This is a genomic window from Anditalea andensis (assembly GCF_000714815.1).
Classification (GTDB): Bacteria; Bacteroidota; Bacteroidia; order Cytophagales; family Cyclobacteriaceae; genus Anditalea; species Anditalea andensis.
On sequence record NZ_JMIH01000015.1, the window covers coordinates 69,825 to 93,645 of the forward strand.

Consider the following 23,821-nt stretch of genomic DNA (forward strand, 5'->3'; position numbering starts at 1 on the left):
TTGGTCACCGGGATTTTTAAACTGAAAGGGGTAACACTGGCTGTCATTACGGTGGGCGTCCTCCTTTGGATTGTCTTCGTTACCTTTTTGCTTTACCATTATGGAGTTAGATTATCTGTTGCTTTTGTGGATAGTTTCCTTACTACAGTTTTTGTGATCGCTGGATGGTTACTCTTAGAGAATGTCTTTAAATTCTACACCCCTAAAAAATCTAATTATTGGTTGATCGTGTTTTTGCCATTGGTGATCAGTTTCCTGATTACGCTGGTATTAAAATTTGTTTTACCCGCACTTATAGAGGATCTTTTGTATACTGGATTTTTATATGAATCTATAGCAGTAAGGGGAGCTATGATATTTATATTGTTCATAGCCTTTACCATTATTGCAGTCATTTATAACCGGCTAGAGGATCAGTTTAAGTCTAAGGAAAGAGAAGAAGGGGTGTTGAAAATGTCCCGGGAAGCTGAATTATATCACCTGCGCAGCCAGCTGCAGCCGCATTTTCTTTTTAATAGCCTTAACTCCATCAATGCTTTGATGATCAGCCATCCTGAAAGTGCCCGGCAAATGGTCTTTCAGCTATCAGACTTTTTGAGAGGCACTATCAGAAAGGGAGCGGAGCAATGGGTGTATTTCCCCTCAGAATTACATACTTTAACGCTCTATTTGGATATAGAAAAAGTGAGGTTTGGACACCGTCTAGCTGTAGATATTCAGGCTGATCCCAATACTGATGCAATGCTATTGCCTGCTTTATTGTTGCAGCCATTGGTAGAGAATGCAGTTAAGTTTGGTTTATATGGGCTTGTCGGGGAGGTTTCCATATCTTTAATGGCAATATCTAAGGGAGGGAATCTTTACATAGAGATTACTAATCCCTTTGATCCTACAGATACCCCGCCAAAAGGTTCTGGTTTTGGGCTCAGTGCGGTAACAAGGAGGCTTTATCTTTTATTTGGTCGACATGATCTGCTAGAGACAAATATTGATCATAATATTTTTAAGGTGAAATTAAACATACCACAGCTCAGATGATAAAAGCAGTTTTAATAGACGATGAACCATTAGCCATAGCCATACTTCAGGAGTATCTTTCTGGATACCCTGATATTGAGATAGTAGCTATTAGCCATGATGGGTTTTCAGGATTTAAGGCCATACAGGAGTATAAGCCTGAATTGATTTTTCTAGACGTACAGATGCCTAAAATCAGTGGGTTTGAAATGCTTGAACTTCTAGAAAATCCTCCAGGAGTTATATTTACCACCGCTTTTGATGAATATGCTATTCAAGCGTTTGACAAACATGCTGTGGATTATTTATTAAAACCATTTTCTCCCGAGCGGTTTGATAAAGCCTTGCAAAAATTCAGACTGCAGCTTCCTGAAGAAAGGAAACATGCTTACCAAAATTTGTCTACCACAGGAGCAAAAAGTGTTCATCGCGTAGTGGTGAAAACTGGGAATAGCATCAGAATAATCTCACTTCAGGATATTGTATATATAGAAGCATCTGATGACTATGTTATTTTTTATACGGCAAGTGAAAAGTTTATCAAAACCCAAACGCTAAAATCACTGGAGAGAGGGCTTGATGAGAAATTATTTGTAAGAATACACCGATCTTACATAGTACAGTTGCAGCAAATTGCAAAGATTGAACGCTATGAAAAAGATGGACATGTAGTGATTCTTAAAAATGGTAAGCGTCTCCCGGTAAGCAAAACCGGTTATCCTAAATTAAAGGCTTCTCTTAGTTTTTAAAGAATAGGGTTAGTAAAATATACTATCTTGATTATTTAGTTGATGATGATGTTTTAGAAATTATTCTCAACTCCAATGGGATGGTACAAATAAGTAACTATATTTTTAGAGTTGATCTTGAGAATGAATTAGTTTATGCCGTATCTAGCCATGATGATGGTGATTATGCAGATTTATTTAATCCTGAAAATAATTTTTCTGGATTAATGGTTTTCTCTACAGATGATAATGTTCTTGACATATTAGAATCGGGCTCCGGAAAGAGTATCAGTATAGCTAATCTAGCTATCTTATGTGGAGGAAGATGTAGTTCTTATGATTTTTCAAAAGGGGTGTCGCTTGGTAGTGATAATTATGTATATTCAGAAAACAAGTACAGAAAGGCTGGGATTTATTTTGAACTATCCCATTATATATATTCTACATATATGTCTACCAAGTGGAACTGATCCGAACAACGAAAATATACCTGATGCTCCTTTGACATCCTATAATGCTCGGTATACTGCAAATTGTAAAAGCAGCAGTGAAATATTTAATAATCAATCCAATCTGGATATGAAATATAAAAGTAGAGAAAGTGGTTTTTTTGTGGGATCATATACCTATAAATATAAAGACTCTTTATATAAATCGACAAGAGGTCTGAAAAAATCTCTTTTTCACCAGTTTATTCGACTAGGGGAATCATTTTAACTGCAAGGCCCATTAATTGTATCTAATCAATTCAAAATGAAGCTAGTTCAAATATTTGTTTTGCTATTATTTCTTTCTCCAATTGTAGGTTATGCTCAATGGGAGAAGGTTGAATTTTATAGTGGAGTAAATTTAACCTAGCCTACTTTTAGTGAAAAATTTGCCACTTCAGAAGCAAGGTTAGGCTATACCTTTGGTGGGTTATATACTATCAAGGAAAGACCGATGTCAGGGGTTTCTTATCAACTCGGATTGGGATTTGCCCGTAGGGTTTATAATGTAAACTTAGATTTTAGCATGCCAACTGATGTTCCTAGTGGAGTATTTGCAAAAAACTTAATTCAGGACATTGAAATTCCTTTCTTAGTTGCCTATACTTGGCACTTTAATGAATTTCAAATTAAATTGAATACAGGGTTGATTCCTGGGTTTAATGTTTTTTACAAAAGTGAACTGAACTTTATCAATATGCCTAATAATGAAGGAGGCCGAGAATCTTATGATGAAATTAGGTCAGTGAGACCTAATGCATTCAAGAGAATGAATGTGTTTACAGGCATATCATTCATCAAACAGATGCAAAATTTTAAAGTAAGTCTACAACCGCATTTGCAGTATAATTTTCTGCCTGCCCTTCAAGAAAATAGCTTAGGCCCAGAATTTTGGACCATTGGTTTGAACTTGACCCTTTCAAAATAAACACTAATGGCCGGATAGAAATGACTGGCTATTTTTTATATCCATGATGGATAATAGGACTATTAAATAACTCTAGGTTTGTTTAAGTGGTTCTAGCATCTCAATGAAAAGCCCTAAAAAACTTGTGGTGCAGCAAAAAAAAAATCTGTCCCGAGCTAGCGGAACAGATTTTTATTAATATTCATCTTCGTTAAAGAAGAAATCATCTTTCGTAGGATAGTCTGGCCAGATCTCCTCGATATTCTCATACGGTTCACCGTCATCTTCAAGTTCCTGAAGATTCTCTACCACCTCGAGAGGAGCCCCTGAGCGAATTGCAAAATCAATTAACTCGTCTTTGGTAGCTGGCCATGGAGCATCTTCTAAATAAGACGCAAGTTCTAAAGTCCAATACATAGTTTCAAAATTTTTATGTTGCCGTGTTAACGGGTTGCAAAAATATAAATTCTTTTAAGATTTCATATCCAAACCCACAAATACTTTTATAGTTCCTTTAGGATATAATTTTTTACGTCTAATTTCCTTTTATATCCTCCGATTTTTCTTTGGAGGATCATATCAAAGCTTCCTTCGGGGGCTCTGAAATTCTCTGCATTGTTTTGAATAGTTTCCAGTTCTTTTTGGTCCCGATGTATTAAGTCCCTCATCAGATGGATTTTCGCTTGTTTTTGTTCTGTGACATTCATTTTGTCATAGTCCGAATTTTTTGATTTAACCAAACGCTGAAGAAAAGATTTTTCAAAAACCACATCTGAAAAAAAGACGAATGTTTTAGAAAATTGTTGTGCATCGCGGGGTTTTTTTGGTGGAAGTTGTTTCCAGTCAGCCTGTAGTTTTTTTGCTGCAGCAAATACTTCAGAAGTAGGCTCCGATTTGGCAAGTCTCTTCATCTCATTTGCCATTTGTTCTGTTTTTTTGATCAGTTCACGTGGAGGTAGAAATGCAGCCTGCTGGGCTACTCTTTTAAACTTGCTGAAGATTCTGTTATTGAGTTTTGAAAATTCATCCCAAAGGGGCTGTCTTTTTTCTGCAGGCACCCTACCTGATTCTTTCCACTGTTTCTGTATTTTTTTGCTTATTTCAAAAGCTTGCTTTACATCGTGAAGATCATGTGCATCCCGCGCCTGCTGGACGAGTGATTCATATACTTTAATGTTTTCTTCTGCCTGGAGCGCTAAACCGTCATAATAATCTTTTCTCTTCTGGAAAAAATGTTCTACCGCTTCATTGAATTGGTTTTCTATCTCCATTTCAATTTGCTTTTCCACGGGGCCGGTTTTGATCCATCTGAGTTTAAGGTTTTTATATGCCTCAGTGGTGTTTTTCCAGTCGGTATCGTTTTTTAAAGCATCTGCTTCTAGGATTAATCCTTTTTTGATTTCCAGATTCCGTTCTCTATTGGATTGGATGATTTCTTCCAAATAAGTCTCCAGGTGGTTGAGTTCTTCTATCAAAGGCACAAAATCTCCCAGGGCGTCATACTGCATCAGGGCGTCACGCAGGTGGATCAGTTTCATTAGAAATGATCCTTTATTTTGATTTTCTTCGATATCTTTCTTTAAAGTGGCTACCTTTTCTTCCACCATTTTAAAACGCTCCTCAAAGTATTTTATAGTAGATGCTTCGTCCTCCTTCACTTCTCCGATAATCCTGTCTCCCTGATTTAAAAAGCCTTTTAAATAAACTTTATCTTCTTTAATGTATCCGTATGGATGCTCCATTGTGATCTAATAGGTTGGTGGTTGTTATTCTCCTACTGGGTTTTTCTGCAAATTAATTAATTAAGAAGCATTTATCCTAAAAAAGAGCTTTTTTTGCCATCTTTGTTGCATATAAATATTCAGACCATAAGATAAAACATAATTCTATGAGTTCAGAGAAAATTATATTTTCAATGGCCGGGGTGTCCAAAATTTATCCTCCCCAAAAAAAAGTATTAAACAATATATACCTTTCATTTTTCTACGGCGCCAAAATTGGCGTGCTGGGTCTCAATGGATCAGGTAAAAGTTCCCTGTTAAGGATCATCGCCGGTATGGACAAAAACTTCAACGGTGAAGTAGTATGGTCCCCTGGGTATACAGTAGGTATGCTGGAGCAAGAACCCCAGCTAGATCCAGACAAAACCGTAAAGGAAGTAGTGGAAGAGGCTGTTGCCGAAACAGTAAACCTCCTTAAAGAATTTGAAGCAATCAATGAAAAATTTATGGACCCGGCCCTAATGGAAGATCCGGATGCCATGGATAAGCTCATAGAACAGCAAGGTGAAGTGCAGCAGAAGCTCGATGCTGCAAATGCATGGGAACTGGATGTCATGCTGGACAAAGCCATGGATGCGTTAAGACTTCCCCCCAGTGATGCCATAGTGAAAAACCTGTCCGGTGGTGAGAAAAGAAGAGTGGCACTTTGCAGATTGCTTCTTCAGGAACCGGATGTATTATTGCTGGATGAACCTACCAACCATCTGGATGCCGAATCTGTGCACTGGCTGGAGCAGCACCTTAAAAATTATAAAGGAACAGTGATCGCAGTGACACACGATAGATACTTCCTGGATAATGTCGCCGGATGGATTCTGGAACTGGATAGAGGTGAAGGCATTCCTTGGAAAGGGAATTACTCTTCCTGGCTGGACCAGAAGCAGCAGCGGTTAAAGCAAGAGGAAAAAACAGAATCCAAACGTCAGAAGACCTTGGAAAGGGAGCTGGAATGGATCAGAATGTCTCCTAAGGCCAAGCAGTCCAAAGGTAAAGCCCGTCTGAATGCCTATGATAGGCTGGTAGGCGAAGATGCAAAAGAAAGGGAAGCCAAACTGGAACTTTATATTCCGCCTGGACCTAGATTGGGATCCAAGGTGATAGAGGTAAACAATGTTTCCAAAGCTTTCGGCGATAAGTTATTGTTTGAAGACCTTTCTTTCTCACTGCCCCAGGGTGGTATAGTAGGGGTGATAGGACCAAACGGTGCCGGTAAATCCACCTTATTTAAAATGATCACCGGAAATGAAAAGCCGGATTCAGGAAATTTTGAAGTGGGAGAGACCGTGCAGCTGGCTTATGTGGATCAGGAGCACGATACACTGGATCCCAATAAAAGCGTTTACCAGCTGATTTCTGATGGTAATGAGTATGTTAAGCTAGGTAACAAAGAGATGAATGCCAGAGCTTATGTCAGCAAGTTCAATTTTGGCGGAGGCGACCAGGAGAAGAAGGTAGGCGTACTCTCGGGTGGTGAAAGAAACCGTGTTCACCTGGCCATGACATTAAAGGAAAATGGCAACCTCTTACTTCTCGATGAACCTACCAATGACCTTGATGTGAACACCTTGAGGTCATTAGAGGAAGCACTGGAGAATTTTGGGGGCTGCGCGGTAGTCATTTCCCACGATAGGTGGTTCCTGGATAGGATCTGTACCCATATTCTGGCATTTGAAGGAGAATCGCAGGTGTATTGGTTTGAAGGGAATTTTTCTGATTATGAAGAGAATAAGAAGAAAAGACTGGGAGATGTAACTCCTAAGCGGATTAAATATAAGAACTTGAAGTAATAGTATTCAGTGAAAGTAAAGCCATCTTTTTCGTTATTAAATCGAATGAAGATGGCTTTTTATTATTTGTGATATTATAAAAATTTTAGTCCCAATAAAGCAAAGACATGAAAAATAGCTCATTTAGGATACTTAAACAAACTTAATATTTATGTATCTTAGGGTCAATATCCATAATGTAAGAAATCAATCAGGGGAGAATACACATAATAGTACTGATTATAATCCAATAAAACCCTCCTGACCGTTAAAAAACAAAATATAAACAGATGAAAAGAGTTTTATTCATCCTTTATAATCTATCAATGGCAGCTATTTTACTATATCTGGCCAATCATTTTTTAGGATTGTTCTTCATCCCCAGATGGATAGTTTATACTATTTTAGTGGTAGGGGCCATCAGTTTTTTTGGCAATGCCATGGTCAGAAGATCTGAAATAAGAAAGCAGCGGGATGATGAGAAAAATATGAAAGATTAATGAGGGTGATCCTTAAATAAAAAAGCCATCAGGTTTTATTTACAATATAAAAAGCCAAATAACCAGAGGGGGGCTTGGTGCCAAATCCAGTGGAAGTGTCATCATCAATGTAATAGGCCGGAATTGTACTATATACTTTTATATAATTTTTTGATTTTATACTACAGCACTTAACTTATATATTTTTGTGGAATAAGATAAATAGGTCTTTAAGATTAGGCATTTTCGTATATTTTAAAATTTTCTAACTAAGGCTTATATTTTTTAAGTAATCCATAATTATTTGTTCTAATTTCTGTTTATTTGCTGATAACCATATGAGTTATGATGATGAGACAGTTACTATTAAGACCAGGAGCAGAAGAATTGAGTTATGAGATAAGGGGTATAGTGAAAAAAGCTAGACAGATAGAAGCTTTAGGTGTTAAAATCACCTGGGAAAACATCGGAGATCCTATCCAAAAAAACAATACGGTGCCTCAGTGGATGAAACAAATCATTTCCGATCTGATGACGGAGGACAAAACCTATGGCTATGCAGACTCCAAGGGTGTACTGGAAACACGTAGTTACCTGGCCGATCTTAACAACCTAAAAGGAGGCTGTCAAATAAATGCCGATGATATTTTGTTTTTTAACGGTCTGGGAGATGCTATAGCCAAGCTGTATCAGTTTCTCATCCCTACAGCCAGGATCATAGGACCATCACCGGCTTACAGTACACATAGCTCAGCAGAGGCTGCACATGCCAATACAGCTCCCATCACTTATAAACTTGATCCAGATAACCAGTGGCTTCCGGATATGGAAGATCTGTATTATAAGGTAAAATATAATCCATCCATCGTAGGCATCCTGATCATCAATCCTGATAATCCCACCGGAATGGTGTACCCCAAGGAGGTGCTGGAAGATTTTGTGAAAATTGCCAAAGAATTTAACCTCCTGCTCATAGCAGATGAAATATATCAGAACATTACTTATAACGGCATTACATCCGTGGCTTTGGCCGAAGTGATAGGAGATCTTCCGGCGATATCTTTAAAAGGCATATCGAAAGAATTTCCCTGGCCGGGGTCTCGCTGTGGCTGGATGGAGTTTTATAACAGAAAGGCCTCACCTGAATTTGACAAGCTCTGCCAGACACTGGAAAATGCCAAGATGATAGAGGTATGTTCAACGATTCTTCCCCAGCTGGCGATTCCTAAAATCATGAGTCACCCTGCCTATGCGCTTTATAGGAAAGAGGCAAACAATAAAATAGGGAGGAGGAGTGAAATTATGAAGGAGATATTAGGTGACATTCGCGGAATAAAATTTAATCCAACCCAAGGAGCTTTTTATAATACCATCATTTTTGATGAGTCTTATCTAAATACAGGTCAGTATTTGCCGATTGAGCATCCGAAAGTTCAGGGCTTTTTAGATTCTTGGCTTGAGGAAAGGGTGATGCCTTTGGATAAACGGTTTGTTTACTGCCTTTTGGCTTCCACCGGAATATGTGTAGTACCCATAAGTTCTTTTTGCTCGGATTTGAGAGGCTTTAGAGTGACATTATTGGAGGAAAATGAGGAAGTATTTAGAGAAACATTTGAAAAGATGGCTTTTGCTATAAAGTTTTATTTAAAATCAAACATCCTAAAATCAGCAGAAGACAAGGTGCTTAACTGACCGATTACGTACAAAAAAGTGGTCGGTTATGATAGTAGCTTTCTCCAGATTTTTGATGTCATGCCTGAAGTAAAAAATTAATTCACACCACTGTACGTGATTCCACATCAGGAAAGGGGTTTTTTGTCACAGTTTTGCTTTAAAACATTTGATTATTGATATATTCATAGGTATGAGTCCGATATTTGAGGATTTATTAAAGCTTATCTAATTTGTAGCAAAATTTTATATGAATAAAGTTGCCCGTTTTTTATGGTTTTGTAGTGGAGCCCATATTCCGCTATTGTTAAGGTCTCCCACAGATACCAATAAATATATAGGCATAGGAGGGACTGTTTTATTTACGGGAATATTAGCGGCACTTTCTGCAGGATACGCTCTTTACACTATATTTCAATCCCTCTTGCCGGCTTTATTTTTTGGGATACTATGGGGTTTGATGATATTCAATCTGGACCGTTTTATAGTGTCCAGCATGAGGAAGAAGGCATCTGCCTGGAATGATTGGAAACTGGCTACGCCCAGATTGGTCTTTGCCGTACTATTGGCCCTGGTCATCTCCAAGCCACTGGAGCTTAAGATGTTTGAGCGGGAGATCAACCGAAAGCTGGATGAAAAAAAAACCGTTTTTCTGGCCGAAAGTAAGGCGGCCATAGCAGCTGGATTTCCAGAAATAACAGCATTGGAAGGAAAGGTAGATACACTGAAATCAGAGACAGCAAGGGTAGAAGCCTATAGAAACCGACTTCAGCAGGAATATGACTATGAAAGGTTCGGTACCAAAACTGACGGGACCAGTGGCATAGTAGGCCTCGGCAGCAATGCCCGCAAAAAAGAACAGCAGCTGGATGCGGCCCAAAACGCATTGGATCAGACTAAGGCGGATAACTTGGTACGGATCGATACACTTGAATCTCAGATCAGGGGACTGATGGCGATAAGACAGGCTGAATTTGAAAAGCAGCAACCTGGAATCGATGGTTTCGATGGCCTGGCTGCCAGACTGGATGCCCTGCACCTGCTGACAGAAGAAAGCATCGCGATGAAATACGCCAATATCTTTATCATCCTGCTGTTTATAGCCTTGGAAACTGCACCTATATTTGTAAAGCTCATCGCCCTGCGGGGACCGTATGACTCTTTGCTGGATCTGCACGAGGACTATGTGGAAGTCTATGTGGACGAGCAGACGATCAAGAGCAGGGAGAAGAGTGAAAGGAGGATTAAGGAATTTAGGCTGGAGAATGGGGTTTCGGAGAGTTTTACTACATAGAGGGAAATTAGTAAGAAGTAGTAAGTAATAAGTAAGAAGTCAGATCGTCCTAATTTTCCAAGGCACAATTCCTTTCTTATCAAAGCTTTAATATTCCGTACCTACCTGCCTTTGCCGCAGGCAGTCGGCACAGCATAAAATCTTATTTTGAACTATCTACCAACATTCTGGACCTGCTTTAGGGTCAAATTTTTCGTATGATTTCGATCTTCCGTACTTTCACTTCTTACCTTTTACATCTCACTTTTTACTAAATAACATATTATTAAACGTCACCCACCCATCCTCCACATCGCCGCAATAAACTGCTCCCTTGGGGAGGGTAGGGATACAGATCCCTCATGCTCCCTTATCCGAAGATCAGGATCCTGCTTCTCTACTTCATCTTTTGGAGTAGGCAATTTAAGCAGGACTGAGAGATCGGGCTGGCCGGCGTCTATCCAGGCGGTGTACCAGAAGTCTGCCGTCATCTTGATGGACCTTCTCATCTGCCTTTCTACCTGACCGGAGAGCATTTGGTTATAGGCCTGGGTAAATTCTCTGGAATAAACCCTTGTATTGATGTTGCCACGCTCTTCATAGCTGTATTTTTTATCTTTGGGGAATTTAGCAGATAGATCCTTTTCAAATTGCAGAACACTGTCTAGAGCTTCATGGGCCTGGATAACAGCTTTCCAAGCGGCCTGTTGAGTATTGGTCAGGTATTCTGCTTTGCCTACAAAAAAATCAAAATCATCTGAGAGCAGTTCGGGTATTCTACTCTCCCAAAACGCATGTATGCCTATCTGATCTGTATATTGACCATTGTAGTTTTTGGTAGTATGTAGCGGGACATTAATGTCTCCAATATAATGCCCAATATCCGCAGCAAGCCTTAGTATAGCTTTCTTGTTTTTAATTCTAAAAGCTTCTGTCAGTTGCAGTTTTACTTGATAGGCGTTCCAAGGGCCTATACCGTATCTCCTCAATGAATCCTCCCCGTAAAGGTCCACTGCATCTTTCCAGTATCTGGGAAGTTGGTATATGGCACTGTCTCCATAGGCGTCCGCATCTATATAATGCTTTTCAGCTTCTCCCTTTACAGCGTACCTCCTGCGATCAGGATTGACAGCGTTTTCGGTGATGTATTGTATATTTTCTTTGAAAAACCCAAGCATTTCAGGTGGAAGCGAAAATACTGCAAGTCTATTGATCCGTCGATGGGCAAAAAATCCCCAAGCAGAAAGCTGCCCATATCCTAGCAGGCAAAATATCAGGCAAGTAAATATTTTTTTTGCCATATTGATGGTTTACGAAAAAATACTCTTACAAAAATTAGCTGGATTAAAAATACACAATATTTATAATATGATAAAATAAATATTCATTACATTTGCAGCCATAGCAGAAAAAGCAAAAAGCTCTTTTAGCTTGATTTTAAATCTTTTCCACGGATAAGTTTTTAAAATCTTTTGTAATTAAAAATTATTCAATTAAATTTGCACTCCCAATTACTCATAGCGGAAGCAAAAAAAGAAATTAAGTTATATAGATATGGCAAATCATAAATCAGCTCTTAAAAGAATTCGTTCTAACGAAGCCAAGCGTTTAAGAAACAGATACCAAGCTAAAACGACTAGAACGTTTATCAAAAGGCTAAAAGGTTCTACAGACAAATCAGAAGCAGAAGAACTTTTGAAAAATGTTTCTGCTATGATCGATAAATTGGCAAAAAAGAACATTATTCACAAGAACAATGCTTCTAACAAAAAATCTAAACTGGCTAAGTTCGTTAATACATTAGGTCAGTAAGATCTTTTTATATAGATATATCAAGAAGCTCTACCATTCGGTAGGGCTTTTTTTTTGTTTACCCACCAAGCCATGAAGGTTCAAAGTTTTTATTTTTTAACTACAGATTGCGCAGCATTTTTTACTACAATAAAGGGGTTCACTTATTCATCGTAATGAATAATTGAACCAGTTCATTCAAGACTATTTTATCATGTTTGTTTTATTCAGTACTGATACTATTACTGCACTCTTCTACTGGCCTTTACCTGAGGAAAAACAATAACACCATCAAAATTTTTACCCCAATTTGCTTGAATCAATTCAAACCCCAGTATACCACTAAAATAAACAGAATCTATTTTTCTTAAGTCCACAATTGTTATAGCTTGGTTTTTTTCATAAACATTCATTTCTAGGTTTGGTATAGAATCTAATTTGAAATTTATTTCTTTTTTATCCACAAAATCATAAAAACCGCCCTCATATGCGGAAAACGCCAGGTTCAGCATTTTATCTCCAAAATGCGACTTAGCTAAATTTCCTAAAGTAACCATGTCTGCGTAAGTTTGCCCTATTTCTTTTAAATCATCCGGATCTACGATATTTGAGGGGCTTTCCAAAGCGTGTGCACTAGCAAGCCAGACTACAACTTTTTTATTGTTATTAGCATGACTTTTAATTGATTCGAACATTAAACTGTCCCGATAATTAAATTTTGTCCAAAACCCTTCGTGAAGATGAGGCAGACTTTCGAAGGCAGCATATTGCATTAGGTTATCGATTCCTTCCTTTAAATAAATTGACTTTTTAGTATGCTTTAATTTGTTTTTTAAGAGATCCAGCTTTGCTGACTCATGGGGGCTTAAATAATATCTTCTGGGCAAAAGTTCAGTGGTTGCTATGGAGTCTATCATAGATTGTAAAAGTTGCTCTTCTGCTTTGGTCAGATTAACAGCATTTTTTAATTCATTTAAAAAATGCTCTTTCATCACCGTGTGTGGATAGTGGTCCATTCCTAAAAATTTTACATTATTATTGTCCATTAAAAACTGCCATAATTCTTGTAGTTCTAAGGTGTGCCCCCATATGGAAAATGTGCTTTGCCCGAAATGTTTTTTATCTATCTCACCTCTTCTCCTCAATTCATTAATGTGATAGGCATCATATCCATTGCTTTCAAAAATGACAGCATCAAAACCATGCATTTCAACAAGATATTTAATAATTTTAATTCTCGCAGTAAAAATGGTACCATCTCCATGTGTAGGTTCGCCTAAAAATATTATCTCTTTATCATGTACCCATTGATCTAAGATTGATAAATTTTCGAAATTCTCCTGAATTATCATTGGATTTTTCTCTGTAGGAGAGCAAGCTAAAATCTGAACATATATTAATAGGGCAAATATTCTTTTAACCATATAGTTGGTGAATTTGTCTACAACTAGCTCTTTTAAAGCCGTAATGTAATAGATTATCTTTAAACCCTATGATGACTTAAATCAAATTATTTGTTAGATCTTAAGATTTTGTTAATTATGATTACCCCAGGTTCTTATAAAAAAAAAAACTTAGTGGCTTTGTGGCAAAAACTTAAATCTATTTCCTGAATTTTACTTATTTTTATAACTATATTCTTTTTATTTTTCATCATAATCCTATTTTTATGGATTCATATACCTCTATCAAGATAGCTTCGCTCGCTGAAGAAGATAGGCCAAGAGAAAAACTATTGCTCCAGGGTAGGTCAGCGCTTACAGATGCGGAGCTGATAGCCATTCTGATCAGATCGGGGACTAAGCATACCAGCGCGGTGGATCTTGCCAAGAATATCCTGGGGAGTGTAGACAATGATCTAGGTCAGCTGGCCAAAATGACAGTAAATGAGCTTCAGAAATTTAAAGGGATAGGAGAGGCAAAAGCGATCAGTATAGTCAGTGCCTTAGAGCTGGGCAGGCGGCGTAAAAGCACTGAGCCAAAGAAGAGAGCCAAAATAACATCTTCTTCTGACGTATATGAACTGATGAAGCCTGACCTGATGGATGAACCAGTGGAGCATTTCTATATCCTATTGCTTAATAGGTCTAACCATGTCATCAAAAAATATAAGATCAGTTATGGGGGAACCAACGCGACCATTGCAGACCCCAAAATGATTTTTAAAGTAGCACTGGAATATTTGGCTACTGCCATAGTTTTAGTGCACAATCATCCTTCTGGAAACCTAAGACCGTCCCAGGCAGATATGAATTTGACCAAAAAGCTTGTAGCGGTAGGCAGAAATTTAGATTTAAACGTTATAGATCATGTAATATTCACCGATGTTGGTTACTTTAGCTTCGCGGATGAAGCCATGATGTGATTAACCTATGAACCAAAGATATGTGATATGGGCCGGTGTGGCAGTAGTGATCGTGATCGCCATATTTTATGCCCTTTCTGCTGGAGAGACCACAGAACAGTATGTAGAAAAAGTACAGAAAGAAAGGGGTAGGCAGTTTAAATACCTGCGTTATAATGCAGATTCACCCCTCACGGATGAGCAAAAAAATGAATTGGATCAGCTCCATCATTATCCTATAGATCCCGATTATCGTGTAAAAGCTAGAATAGTGCCCGTCACTAACCGTGTGATTCTCGAAATCCCTCTGACGGATGGCTCCGTAGAGAAGTATGTCAAGCATTCCTATGCTGAATTTACCGTAGCTGGCAGTAACGAAAGACTCTTGCTCCTTCAGTCTGTGAAAGAACAGGACAAGCGTAAATTTTTTCTGGCTTTTGCAGATGAAACCAGTGCAGATGAAACATATGGAGGTGGACGATATGTAGATGTAAAGTTGGATGGGCAACATACCGCCATCATAGATTTTAATATGGCCTATAACCCATACTGTGCCTATAATCCTGACTATGCCTGTCCTATACCTCCGAGAGAAAATTTACTGGAGATACCTATTAGAGCAGGGGAGAAAAATTACTCCAAATAAGCTTTAAGGGTCGGGCAATTATCTTAAATTTGTTGTTACCAAATATTTTGCGGAACCCATAAGGGCTTTCCTTATCAATTACCTTTGATATATGTCTGAGGTTTTAATCATTCTATTGATCAATGAAAATATCTATAAATAGGCTTAAGGAGTTTATCCAGCTAAACCATACATCCGAAGAGATAGCAGATATGCTTACCCAAAGCGGTTTAGAAGTGGAAGGGATCGAGCCTTTTGAATCTGTACCAGGGGGGCTAAAAGGCATCGTGATAGGAGAAGTCATTACCTGCGAGCCCCATCCAAATGCGGATAAATTAAGTTTGACCACAGTGGATATCGGTGGAGAAGTGCTGCCTATCGTCTGCGGTGCCCCAAATGTAGCTCAAGGTCAAAAAGTGGTGATCGCCACTGTCGGTACAACTTTATATCCAAGCAAGGGAGAAGGATTTACTATAAAAAAGGCTAAAATCCGGGGTGAAGTATCCATCGGAATGATCTGTGCCGAGGATGAACTGGGTATTGGTGAAAACCACGCCGGTATAATCGTATTAGATACGGATCTGCCTAATGGTACCCCTGCGGCTGAATATTTTAATATCAGCTCTGACGATGTTCTGGAGATTGGGCTTACCCCTAACAGGGCCGATGCAGCTTCCCATCTTGGAGTAGCAAGAGATCTCAAAGCTATTCTAAAAACAGACCTAACCATGCCATCCGTGGAGGCATTTGCTGTGGATAACAACAGCAGACCCTTTCAGGTAGAAGTGGAAGTAGCTTCAGACTGTCCGAGATATGCAGGTCTTACTGTTTCTAACATCAAAGTAGGGCCCTCACCTGATTGGCTTCAGAAATATTTAAAGTGCCTGGACCTTGAACCTATCAATAATATAGTGGACATCACCAATTTTATCTTACATGATCTTGGGCAGCCACTCCATGCTTTTGACGCAGATAAAGTGTCCGGAGATAGCATAATAGTAAAAAAGCTTGATAAAGATACTCCTTTTATCACCTTGGATGATAAGGAAAGGAAGCTGTCAGGAGAAGAATTGATGATTTGTGATGAAAGTAGTGGCCTTTGTATAGCTGGGATCTTTGGAGGCAAAGGGGCCGGTGTTTCGGAGTCGACTACTTCTATTTTTCTCGAAAGTGCTTATTTTTCTCCTGATGTCATCAGAAAAGGAAGTCAGCACCATGGTTTAAAAACAGATGCTTCTTTTCGTTTCGAACGAGGAACAGACCCGAATATGCCAATCTATGCACTGAAGAGAGCCGCCATCCTGATAAAGGAGATCGCAGGGGGAGAAATAACATCCGAAATAATCGATATATACCCTCATCCTATAGCCGATTTTGAGGTGCATGTTTCTTATAAGAACATCCACCGCCTGATCGGTAAAGAGGTAGATAATGAAGAGATCAAATCTATTTTGGAACACCTAGAAATAAAGGTAGTGGATGAAACCGAACACGGATTTAAAGCTATAGTTAAACCTTACAGGGTGGATGTGAACAGGGAGGCGGATATCATTGAGGAGATCTTGAGGATATATGGATTTGACCGGGTCGAGCTAACAGAGCATTATAAGGCAGACTATCTGGCCGAGCATCCAGCCAAAGATGGTAATAAATTACAATACAGGCTTTCTGAATTGATGGCTGGTTTTGGCTTTCATGAGATGATTACCAATTCACTCACTAAGCCTATCTATGGTGAGAAATCAGGATTTTTGGACCCAGTAGATAATGTAGTGATACTGAACAAACTGAGTGAGGATCTGGGTGTGATGCGGCAAAGCCTTCTATTTTCCGGATTGGAAGTGCTTTCCCATAATATCAATAGGAGGCAAAAGGATCTCCGATTCTTCGAATTTGGCACGGTTTATAAAAAGTCCGGAGAGGGGTATCAGGAAGATAAGGTGCTTTCTATATTCCTCACAGGAGATAAGGCAGCTGAAAGCTGGCTAGAACCCTCTAAGTCGATGAGCTTTCCTGACTTATTTTCGGTAGTGGAAAGGGTTTTGGAAAAACTGAATCTCCCGGATCTTGAGATGGAAATCACTCATGAACTGCCTTTTGACTATGCCCTCCAATTGTCACTGGGCAATAAAATGGTAGGGAAAATAGGTTTGGTTAATGATAAAATCACTAGATTGGCTGAGGTGAAGCAGGAAGTATTTTATGCCGAACTAAATTGGGACTATTTATTGAAGAGATCCACAGGGTTAAAGCAATATGCAGAGATCTCTAAATTTCCAGAGGTGAGAAGGGATCTGTCTCTGGTGATAGACAGGGAGATAACTTTCGATGCCATCCGGAAGGTGGCAGTCAAAGCAGGGGGCAAATTACTTAAGAGGATTGGGGTTTTTGATGTGTATCAGGGAGATAAGATAGATAAAGAAAAAAAGGCATACGCTTTGAGCTTTTATCTACAGGATTTGGAAAATACTTTAACAGATAAAGTAATAGACAAAACCATGGGAAGACTGATGCAGTCTTTTGAAAATGAAATTAATGCTTTGATTAGAAAATAGAATGATCCACGAGGAACTTCATCGCTTAGAGCGACTTGCTCATCAGATAACTAAAAAATTACAACAGGTAGAAGCAGAAAAAGCGGCATTAAAGGAAGAGCTGGATATGGCAAAAACTATCCTGCGGGAGCGAGATGAAAGCCTGGATCATTTTAAAAATCAAATTAAAATTAGTAAAATTGTAAATAACATACCGGTAGAAAATACAGAGTCTGCGGAATTGAGAGAAAAGATCAATAATTATATAAAAGAAATCGATAAAATCATCACTTATCTGTCTGAATGATATGAATACACTTTCCATTAAAATAAAAATAGGAGATAGAGAATATCCTATGAAAGTAAAAGTGGAAGATGAGGCTAAAATCAGGCGAGCGGGTAAATTGATTAATGATAAACTTAAAAGATATAGAGAAGAATTTGGATTGGATGACAGGCAGGATTTATTAGCAATGGTCGCATTTGACTGTATGGTAGAGACCATGGAGTCAAGTGAATTGAACTCCGAAGAGAGTGATCAGATCAGATCCACCCTTACCCAAATCAATGACCAATTAACATCCTTGATATAATTATACATTATCTCAAATCGGGACTTTTTAAGCACTGCCGGTAGGTCTAAACCAAAATATACCTATGGGAGTAACACTATACATCATCATAGCAGGCGTGGTAGGTCTCGGACTTGGCGCACTGCTAGCAGGAGTTTTTCTTAAAAGCAACAATAAAAAGATAGAGGATGAAGCTCGGGAAAAAGCCAAGAGCACTGTAAGAGAGGCTGAAATCACTGCAGAGGCCATTAAAAAGGACAAGATTCTGGAAGCCAAAGAAAAGTACCTTAGGCTGAAATCGGAATTTGAGGAGGAAACTAATAAAAAGAAAAATATCCTCATCACTAATGAAGGCAAACTAAAGCAGAGAGAGCAAGTGCTCTCTAAGGAAATGGAACAGCTTAAACGCAAAGAAGCTGAACTGGAAAGTAAAAAAGAAAACCTCAATGCACAGCTGCATTCTGTACAGGTCAAAAAAGAAGAACTAGACAGAGTGACCAGTCAAAGGATTTCTGATTTGGAAAAAATAGCCCTTCTATCCAAAGAAGAGGCCAGAGAGCAGATCATTGAGATGCTTAAAGATGAGGCCAATACCAAAGCCTCTTCGCAGATCAAAGATATCCTGGATCAGGCCAAGCTTACTGCTACCAAGCAGGCCAAGAAAATCGTACTCGATACTATTCAGAGGACAGCTACAGAGCATGCCATCGAAAACTGTGTGTCTGTCTTTAACATAGAAAGTGATGACATCAAAGGTAAGATCATCGGTAGAGAAGGTAGAAATATCCGTGCCTTGGAAGCTGCTACTGGTGTAGAGATAGTAGTGGACGACACTCCGGAGGCGATCATCATCTCAGGATTTGATCCAGTGAGAAGAGAAGTGGCCAGACTGGCACTTCACCGTCTGGTGCAGGATGGAAGGATCCACCCGGCCAGGATCGAAGAGGTAGTGGCCAAAACTGAGAAAAACATAGAAGAGGAAATCGTAGAGATAGGTGAAAGAACCTGTATCGATCTAGGTATTCATGGCCTGCATCCTGAGCTTATCAGGATGGTAGGGCGTATGAGGTTCCGTTCTTCCTATGGTCAGAACCTGCTACAGCACTCCAGAGAAGTAGCCAAGCTATGTGCTACCATGGCAGCTGAAATGGGATTAAATGCGAAACTTGCCAAGAGAGCTGGATTGCTTCACGATATCGGAAAAGTGTATCCTGAAGAAGCAGAACTGCCTCATGCTATCCTAGGTATGGAGCTGGCCAAGAAATATAAAGAACACCCTGAGGTAATCAATGCCATCGGTGCCCACCATGATGAGATTGAGATGACTTCTATGATCTCCCCTATAGTACAGGCTTCTGATGCCATCTCAGGTTCAAGACCTGGAGCAAGAAGGGAAATCATGGACAGCTATATCAAGCGTCTTAAGGATCTCGAAGAATTGGCTTTGAGTTTTGATGGTGTTAATAAATGTTTTGCTATGCAAGCTGGCCGAGAGTTGAGAGTGCTCGTGGATGCAGATAATGTGGATGACAACACTGCAGGAAAGCTCTCCTTTGATATTTCCCAGAAGATAGAGAAAGAAATGCAGTATCCCGGACAGATCAAGATTACAGTGATCAGGGAAATGAGATCGGTCAACTACGCCAAATAAACTAAGGGCTCCTATTTATCGTTTTAAATGGGAGCCCTTTTTTAATTTTTACGTCTATTTTATTGCTGTATGAGATCACTATTTAGGAAATCAAATTATCTCAGTACTCTTTGGTACCAGCTTTTAGTAGAATTTGGATTTTTAAAATTAAGTAAAGCCGAACTTGATGTTCTTAGTACCTATTTTCCTTATTATCACCGCCTGTCTTTGAAGTTTCAAAGAGAATTTAGGGAAAGATTAGTTTTATTTATGAATAATAAAAGCTTTTATGGAAGGGGGGGGTATTCAGAAGTAAGCGTAGAAATGAAAGTGTTGATCTCAGCCACAGCTATCAAAGTATTGTTCGGGTTTCCCAAAACTATTACACTAAGCCATTTTGATAAAATATTGGTCTATCCAGATCGATATTATTCCAGCCATAGTCTGCAATATCATAATGGAGAGGTCAATCCCAAGTATGGTATTATTGTTATTGCCTGGAAGGAATTTATTAAAGGATTAAATAATCCTACGGATGGCTGGAATGTGGGCATCCATGAATTTGCCCATGCCCTTAAGATTGAGAACAAAATAAAATATAACGGAGAGTATGGTTTTCTGATGCCCATGTGGTGGTCTAAATATGTGCATTTGGCTACCGATGAACTTAAAAAGATCAAAGAAGGAAATAGCATTTTCAGAAGCCAGGCGCGCGAAAATATACATGAATTTTTTGCTGTATCAGTGGAGGCTTTCTTTGAAAACACAATAGCCTTTAAAGCTTATCATCCCGAGATGTACGAATGCCTCGTCTTCCTACTCCGACAGGACCCTATGTTGCTCTACACTGGTGTAAATGTCAAAAAAGACGCTAATGAAAAAGAAGAGGGGACATAGAACTAGTCAATAGCCTATAGATACTTTATAGTAGATCGATTTTAAATAATTATTCTAATTACAGGGAACGGGCTGGATTCATGGATGCCGTCCTCTGGTCCGTACCTAAACTATTATAAGTATATTTGAGAGGCCAGATGTCTATTCTATTGGAGATTTAAATATGATCATTTGCTGCATTCCCTCTTTTAAAGTAGCTGTTTAAAAATGATTGACAACGCAGTTAAGTTTACGATCCACATAGTTGTTTAGTTTCATTGTTTCTCCGAAAAGGTTTTTAATGCCCCTAAAGTGGGCAGCAGCAACGGAAATACCAGCTTCGGGTATAGGTGGATCTTAACTTTTCTTGTCTCCGAGGAAATTTATCCATTTGGCAGGATGCTACAAACCAAAATTCACTAACTTTTAGCTAGTGCCAAACCCCCGATTTTTATATTTAAGCTTCAGTTAAAATATCATCTAACTAAACCAAATTAGAAATCAGAAATCTTCCATTAAAAATCATTTCCTCTCCACTTCCCTCAAATTCTCCAGCTTCTTATTTCTCAAGAATCCATTGATATCCTCAAAGTGCTCTCTTACCCGCTTATTGCCAAATTCAAATACCTTACCGGCCAGTCCGTCCAAAAAATCCCTGTCGTGGGAAACTAGTATTAAGGTACCATCAAAAGCTTTCAAGGCATCTTTGATGATGTCTTTGGTCTTCATGTCGAGGTGATTGGTAGGCTCATCGAGAATAAGTAGATTGACAGGTTCCAATAACAATTTGATCATGGCCAGTCGGGTCTTTTCTCCACCGGATAGCACCTTGACCTTTTTCATAGAATTGTCTCCACCAAACATAAAAGCTCCCAAGAGATCTTTTACCTTTGAGCGAATCTCGCCTACAGCTATTCTGTCTATGGTGTCGAAGACTGTCAGGTTTTCATCCAAAAGCGAAGCTTGGTTCTGCGCGAAATAGCCGATTTGGGTATTTTGGGCTAACTCCAACTTGCCTTCAAACTCTATCTGGCCCATGATAGCCTTAAGCATAGTGGATTTACCTTCACCGTTTTTACCGACAAAGGCCACCTTCTGTCCGCGCTCTATAGTCATAGAAGCATTCTTAAAGACTACGTGATCTCCGTATGTTTTGGTAAGTTCTTCCACTACCACAGGATATTTTCCGGATCTAGGGGCAGGAGGGAAACGTAGCCTAAGGGCTGAGTTGTCTACTTCGTCAATTTCTACAATATCCAGTTTTTCCAGCATCTTGACTCTGGACTGTACCTGAAGGGTTTTAGAGTAGGTTCCTTTAAAGCGCTCGATGAATTGCATATTGTCCGCAATCATCTTTTGCTGCTCATCATAAGCTTTTTGCTGGTGCTCGCGTCGTTCCTTGCGAAGTTCTAGGTAATGGCTGTATTTGGCTTTATAGTCATAGATACGGCCCATGGTCACCTCGATAGTACGGGTAGTGATATTGTCCACAAAAGCCCTATCATGGGATATAACGATTACAGCTTTCGCCTTCTCGGTCAAAAAATCCTCCAGCCACTGTATGGATTCGATGTCCAGGTGGTTGGTAGGCTCATCCAAAAGAATAAGGTCAGGTTTTTGAAGCAGGATCTTGGCAAGTTCTATTCTCATTCTCCAGCCACCGCTGAATTCGGAAGTAGGTCTTTGAAAATCTTCCCTTACAAATCCTAATCCTAGCAATACTTTTTCTACTTCCGCCTCATAATTGACCTCTTCTATGGCATAGAACTTTTCACTGATTTCGGATACTTTTTCTATTATTTTATAATATTCATCAGAATCATAATCTGTACGTACGGTCAATTCTTCATTGAGTCTTTCTATCTCAGTCTTCATATCCAGATAGGAGGCAAATGCTTTGGCTGTTTCATCAAATACCGAGCAGTCATCCTCTGTCAATAAATGCTGTGGGAGGTAGGAAATCACAAAATCCTTGGGAGCTGACACGCCTCCGGACGAAGCTTTGCTCTCACCGGCTATGATTTTCAGTAGTGTAGACTTGCCTGCCCCATTTTTGCCCATCAGGGCTATTTTATCATTTTCATTGATAGAAAAAGAAACGTTGCTAAAAAGAGGGGAACCTCCATGCAATACCGTAAGTGCGTCTACTGAAATCATGCTACTGGATTTTTTGAAGGAGCAAAGATATCAGTCTCTTATGGATTATAGAGAAACAGAGCATAAAAATTATTGTTAAAACTCAAATAGGTGCATAGCGTCATCAGCTGACTAAGATACTAAAAATACGGTACAGCCGGTCTCAAAATTCAATAATCGCCCAGGTGACTGAAATGGATCTATAAATTATGGATTTCCAGTTTATAATTTAATAAGGGCTCTGCTAAATACAGAACCCTTTTATTTTTTCGGTCAATTCCAATTATCTGATATGATACATCCTTTATAGGACATCCAACCTCCATGCATTTTAATCTTCCTCCTGGAAGGAAGGATATAGTGTCATCCCCCCATCTACATAAACAGTAGTACCGGTAATATAATCTGCCTGGTCAGAAACCAGCCATGCCGCCACTCCACCGATATCATCCGGTTCTCCTATCCGTCCATAAGGGATTTTTGCAAGCATTTTCTGTTCTCCTTCTTTATTTCCCCATTCGTGTTCGTTGATTGGCGTTTTGATGGCTCCCGGTGATATGCTGTTTACCCTTACCTTGCTGGGGGCCAGTTCCTGGGCGATGGATTTCATCATCATTTTCATACCGCCTTTGGAAGTGGCATAATTTACCCTTCCAGACCATGGTATGGTATCGTGTACTGAACTGATAAATACGATCTTTCCACTGGCTTTAGACACCTCTTCGTCCACACCCTGTTCATCAAAGCATTTGGCGGCTTCTCTGGCGCATAAAAAAGCACCCGATAGATTTGTCTGTATAACCTGTTTCCAGCTTTCATAAGAGAGTGATAAAAAAGGTTCATCTATCTGTATGCCGGCATTGTTGATAAGAATGTGTACTGCTCCAAACGTTTCCTTCGCTTTTTGAAAAAGTTCTATAACATCTTCTTCTTTCCCTACATCTCCTTTCAGGATAAAAGCCTTACTGCCTGCGTCTACAATCGCTTGCTGTGTTTCTTTGGCACCCTCTTCATCTTTATAGTAGTTGATAACCACATTGGCCCCTGCCTTTCCCAGTGCTATGGCTATGGCTCCTCCTATACCTCCACTGGCACCTGTTATTACTGCTGTTTGGTTTCTTAAAAGTAGTTTTGTATTGCTCATGGTATCTGATTGTTTTACGGTTAAGTCGTAAAAAGAATCAAAAGTGGTTCCAAAAAACA

General features: G+C 39.2%; 22 protein-coding genes. 16 read left to right on the forward strand and 6 right to left on the reverse strand.

All coding sequences use genetic code 11. The features are described from left to right. The 4 genes from EL17_RS07720 to EL17_RS07735 all read left to right on the forward strand — a co-directional run bounded on the left by EL17_RS07720 (nt 1) and on the right by EL17_RS07735 (nt 3,161). A complete protein-coding gene (locus EL17_RS07720) occupies nt 1-1,038 on the forward strand; it encodes a sensor histidine kinase (RefSeq protein ID WP_035072339.1) in 1,038 nt (345 codons plus the stop codon). Next, on the forward strand, nt 1,035-1,766 hold the full coding sequence (locus tag EL17_RS07725) for a LytR/AlgR family response regulator transcription factor (RefSeq protein ID WP_035072341.1): 732 nt from the start codon (nt 1,035-1,037) through the stop codon (nt 1,764-1,766). The genes EL17_RS07720 and EL17_RS07725 overlap by 4 nt, the downstream gene beginning before the upstream one ends. Nucleotides 1,767-1,846: 80 nt before the next feature. Further along, entirely contained in the window at nt 1,847-2,215 is a 369-nt protein-coding gene (locus EL17_RS07730; RefSeq protein ID WP_035072343.1) for a hypothetical protein, read from the forward strand. Between the two features lie 472 nt (nt 2,216-2,687). Beyond that, nucleotides 2,688-3,161 (forward strand): hypothetical protein, encoded by a 474-nt coding sequence (locus EL17_RS07735; RefSeq protein WP_035072345.1) that lies wholly within the window; start codon nt 2,688-2,690, stop codon nt 3,159-3,161. A gap of 174 nt (nt 3,162-3,335) precedes the next feature. On the opposite strand, the gene EL17_RS07740 is transcribed toward EL17_RS07735, so the two are convergent. Further along, nucleotides 3,336-3,557, reverse strand: coding sequence for a DUF2795 domain-containing protein (locus EL17_RS07740; protein WP_010855875.1), 222 nt, complete (start codon nt 3,555-3,557; stop codon nt 3,336-3,338). Between the two features lie 86 nt (nt 3,558-3,643). Continuing rightward, complete coding sequence (locus EL17_RS07745; protein WP_035072348.1) at nt 3,644-4,882, reverse strand: DUF349 domain-containing protein; 1,239 nt, start codon at nt 4,880-4,882, stop codon at nt 3,644-3,646. A gap of 146 nt (nt 4,883-5,028) precedes the next feature. Between EL17_RS07745 and ettA the strand changes: the two genes are divergently transcribed. The 4 genes from ettA to EL17_RS07760 all read left to right on the forward strand — a co-directional run bounded on the left by ettA (nt 5,029) and on the right by EL17_RS07760 (nt 10,131). Next, nucleotides 5,029-6,708 carry an energy-dependent translational throttle protein EttA gene (ettA, locus tag EL17_RS07750; RefSeq protein ID WP_035072350.1) on the forward strand — a complete coding sequence of 560 codons (1,680 nt, stop codon included), beginning with the start codon at nt 5,029-5,031 and terminating at the stop codon, nt 6,706-6,708. Between the two features lie 269 nt (nt 6,709-6,977). Next, entirely contained in the window at nt 6,978-7,187 is a 210-nt protein-coding gene (locus tag EL17_RS23460) for a hypothetical protein (protein WP_164675004.1), read from the forward strand. A gap of 330 nt (nt 7,188-7,517) precedes the next feature. Then, nucleotides 7,518-8,858, forward strand: a complete 1,341-nt coding sequence (locus EL17_RS07755; RefSeq protein ID WP_035072352.1) for a pyridoxal phosphate-dependent aminotransferase — start codon at nt 7,518-7,520, stop codon at nt 8,856-8,858. Between the two features lie 229 nt (nt 8,859-9,087). Then, complete coding sequence (locus EL17_RS07760) at nt 9,088-10,131, forward strand: DUF4407 domain-containing protein (protein ID WP_035072354.1); 1,044 nt, start codon at nt 9,088-9,090, stop codon at nt 10,129-10,131. Between the two features lie 272 nt (nt 10,132-10,403). Here EL17_RS07760 and EL17_RS07765 read toward each other — a convergent pair whose 3' ends face one another. Continuing rightward, the gene (locus tag EL17_RS07765; RefSeq protein WP_035072356.1) at nt 10,404-11,411 is read right to left on the reverse strand and encodes a zinc dependent phospholipase C family protein; all 1,008 of its coding nucleotides are present in this window, start codon (nt 11,409-11,411) and stop codon (nt 10,404-10,406) included. A 253-nt stretch (nt 11,412-11,664) separates the two neighbouring features. On the opposite strand from EL17_RS07765, the gene rpsT reads away from it, so the two are divergent. Then, nucleotides 11,665-11,922 carry a 30S ribosomal protein S20 gene (gene rpsT / locus EL17_RS07770; RefSeq protein ID WP_035072358.1) on the forward strand — a complete coding sequence of 86 codons (258 nt, stop codon included), beginning with the start codon at nt 11,665-11,667 and terminating at the stop codon, nt 11,920-11,922. Between the two features lie 221 nt (nt 11,923-12,143). On the opposite strand, the gene EL17_RS07775 is transcribed toward rpsT, so the two are convergent. Then, nucleotides 12,144-13,325 (reverse strand): erythromycin esterase family protein, encoded by a 1,182-nt coding sequence (locus EL17_RS07775; RefSeq protein WP_035072360.1) that lies wholly within the window; start codon nt 13,323-13,325, stop codon nt 12,144-12,146. Between the two features lie 245 nt (nt 13,326-13,570). Between EL17_RS07775 and radC the strand changes: the two genes are divergently transcribed. From radC to EL17_RS07810, 7 genes are all read left to right on the forward strand, one after another. Next, entirely contained in the window at nt 13,571-14,266 is a 696-nt protein-coding gene (gene radC / locus EL17_RS07780) for a RadC family protein (RefSeq protein ID WP_035072362.1), read from the forward strand. 7 nt (nt 14,267-14,273) lie between these two features. After that, nucleotides 14,274-14,891 carry a DUF1684 domain-containing protein gene (locus EL17_RS07785; protein ID WP_035072364.1) on the forward strand — a complete coding sequence of 206 codons (618 nt, stop codon included), beginning with the start codon at nt 14,274-14,276 and terminating at the stop codon, nt 14,889-14,891. A gap of 122 nt (nt 14,892-15,013) precedes the next feature. Then, nucleotides 15,014-17,425, forward strand: coding sequence for a phenylalanine--tRNA ligase subunit beta (gene pheT / locus EL17_RS07790; protein WP_035072366.1), 2,412 nt, complete (start codon nt 15,014-15,016; stop codon nt 17,423-17,425). 1 nt (nt 17,426) lies between these two features. Beyond that, on the forward strand, nt 17,427-17,711 hold the full coding sequence (locus tag EL17_RS07795) for a hypothetical protein (RefSeq protein WP_035072368.1): 285 nt from the start codon (nt 17,427-17,429) through the stop codon (nt 17,709-17,711). 1 nt (nt 17,712) lies between these two features. Then, nucleotides 17,713-17,997 carry a cell division protein ZapA gene (locus tag EL17_RS07800; protein ID WP_035072370.1) on the forward strand — a complete coding sequence of 95 codons (285 nt, stop codon included), beginning with the start codon at nt 17,713-17,715 and terminating at the stop codon, nt 17,995-17,997. A 64-nt stretch (nt 17,998-18,061) separates the two neighbouring features. Then, nucleotides 18,062-19,627: a ribonuclease Y gene (gene rny / locus EL17_RS07805; protein WP_035072371.1), complete on the forward strand. Its 1,566-nt coding sequence runs from the start codon at nt 18,062-18,064 to the stop codon at nt 19,625-19,627. A gap of 69 nt (nt 19,628-19,696) precedes the next feature. Further along, a complete protein-coding gene (locus EL17_RS07810; RefSeq protein ID WP_084166143.1) occupies nt 19,697-20,503 on the forward strand; it encodes a zinc-dependent peptidase in 807 nt (268 codons plus the stop codon). Between the two features lie 501 nt (nt 20,504-21,004). Here EL17_RS07810 and EL17_RS07815 read toward each other — a convergent pair. Both EL17_RS07815 and EL17_RS07820 read right to left on the reverse strand, forming a co-directional pair. Then, complete coding sequence (locus EL17_RS07815; protein ID WP_035072373.1) at nt 21,005-22,639, reverse strand: ABC-F family ATP-binding cassette domain-containing protein; 1,635 nt, start codon at nt 22,637-22,639, stop codon at nt 21,005-21,007. A 310-nt stretch (nt 22,640-22,949) separates the two neighbouring features. Beyond that, a complete protein-coding gene (locus EL17_RS07820; protein WP_035072375.1) occupies nt 22,950-23,762 on the reverse strand; it encodes a glucose 1-dehydrogenase in 813 nt (270 codons plus the stop codon). Between the last annotated feature and the right edge of the window lie 59 nt (nt 23,763-23,821).

What these genes read in the sequence shown, in the direction of transcription:
- EL17_RS07725 (WP_035072341.1), top strand. Translation starts at nt 1,035, where the DNA reads ATGATAAAAGCAGTTTTAATAGACGATGAACCATTAGCCATAGCCATA.
- EL17_RS07730 (WP_035072343.1), top strand. Translation starts at nt 1,847, where the DNA reads ATGGTACAAATAAGTAACTATATTTTTAGAGTTGATCTTGAGAATGAA.
- EL17_RS07735 (WP_035072345.1), top strand. Translation starts at nt 2,688, where the DNA reads ATGTCAGGGGTTTCTTATCAACTCGGATTGGGATTTGCCCGTAGGGTT.
- EL17_RS07740 (WP_010855875.1), bottom strand. Translation starts at nt 3,557, where the DNA reads ATGTATTGGACTTTAGAACTTGCGTCTTATTTAGAAGATGCTCCATGG.
- EL17_RS07745 (WP_035072348.1), bottom strand. Translation starts at nt 4,882, where the DNA reads ATGGAGCATCCATACGGATACATTAAAGAAGATAAAGTTTATTTAAAA.
- ettA (WP_035072350.1), top strand. Translation starts at nt 5,029, where the DNA reads ATGAGTTCAGAGAAAATTATATTTTCAATGGCCGGGGTGTCCAAAATT.
- EL17_RS23460 (WP_164675004.1), top strand. Translation starts at nt 6,978, where the DNA reads ATGAAAAGAGTTTTATTCATCCTTTATAATCTATCAATGGCAGCTATT.
- EL17_RS07755 (WP_035072352.1), top strand. Translation starts at nt 7,518, where the DNA reads ATGAGACAGTTACTATTAAGACCAGGAGCAGAAGAATTGAGTTATGAG.
- EL17_RS07760 (WP_035072354.1), top strand. Translation starts at nt 9,088, where the DNA reads ATGAATAAAGTTGCCCGTTTTTTATGGTTTTGTAGTGGAGCCCATATT.
- EL17_RS07765 (WP_035072356.1), bottom strand. Translation starts at nt 11,411, where the DNA reads ATGGCAAAAAAAATATTTACTTGCCTGATATTTTGCCTGCTAGGATAT.
- rpsT (WP_035072358.1), top strand. Translation starts at nt 11,665, where the DNA reads ATGGCAAATCATAAATCAGCTCTTAAAAGAATTCGTTCTAACGAAGCC.
- EL17_RS07775 (WP_035072360.1), bottom strand. Translation starts at nt 13,325, where the DNA reads ATGGTTAAAAGAATATTTGCCCTATTAATATATGTTCAGATTTTAGCT.
- radC (WP_035072362.1), top strand. Translation starts at nt 13,571, where the DNA reads ATGGATTCATATACCTCTATCAAGATAGCTTCGCTCGCTGAAGAAGAT.
- EL17_RS07785 (WP_035072364.1), top strand. Translation starts at nt 14,274, where the DNA reads ATGAACCAAAGATATGTGATATGGGCCGGTGTGGCAGTAGTGATCGTG.
- pheT (WP_035072366.1), top strand. Translation starts at nt 15,014, where the DNA reads ATGAAAATATCTATAAATAGGCTTAAGGAGTTTATCCAGCTAAACCAT.
- EL17_RS07795 (WP_035072368.1), top strand. Translation starts at nt 17,427, where the DNA reads ATGATCCACGAGGAACTTCATCGCTTAGAGCGACTTGCTCATCAGATA.
- EL17_RS07800 (WP_035072370.1), top strand. Translation starts at nt 17,713, where the DNA reads ATGAATACACTTTCCATTAAAATAAAAATAGGAGATAGAGAATATCCT.
- rny (WP_035072371.1), top strand. Translation starts at nt 18,062, where the DNA reads ATGGGAGTAACACTATACATCATCATAGCAGGCGTGGTAGGTCTCGGA.
- EL17_RS07810 (WP_084166143.1), top strand. Translation starts at nt 19,697, where the DNA reads ATGAGATCACTATTTAGGAAATCAAATTATCTCAGTACTCTTTGGTAC.
- EL17_RS07815 (WP_035072373.1), bottom strand. Translation starts at nt 22,639, where the DNA reads ATGATTTCAGTAGACGCACTTACGGTATTGCATGGAGGTTCCCCTCTT.
- EL17_RS07820 (WP_035072375.1), bottom strand. Translation starts at nt 23,762, where the DNA reads ATGAGCAATACAAAACTACTTTTAAGAAACCAAACAGCAGTAATAACA.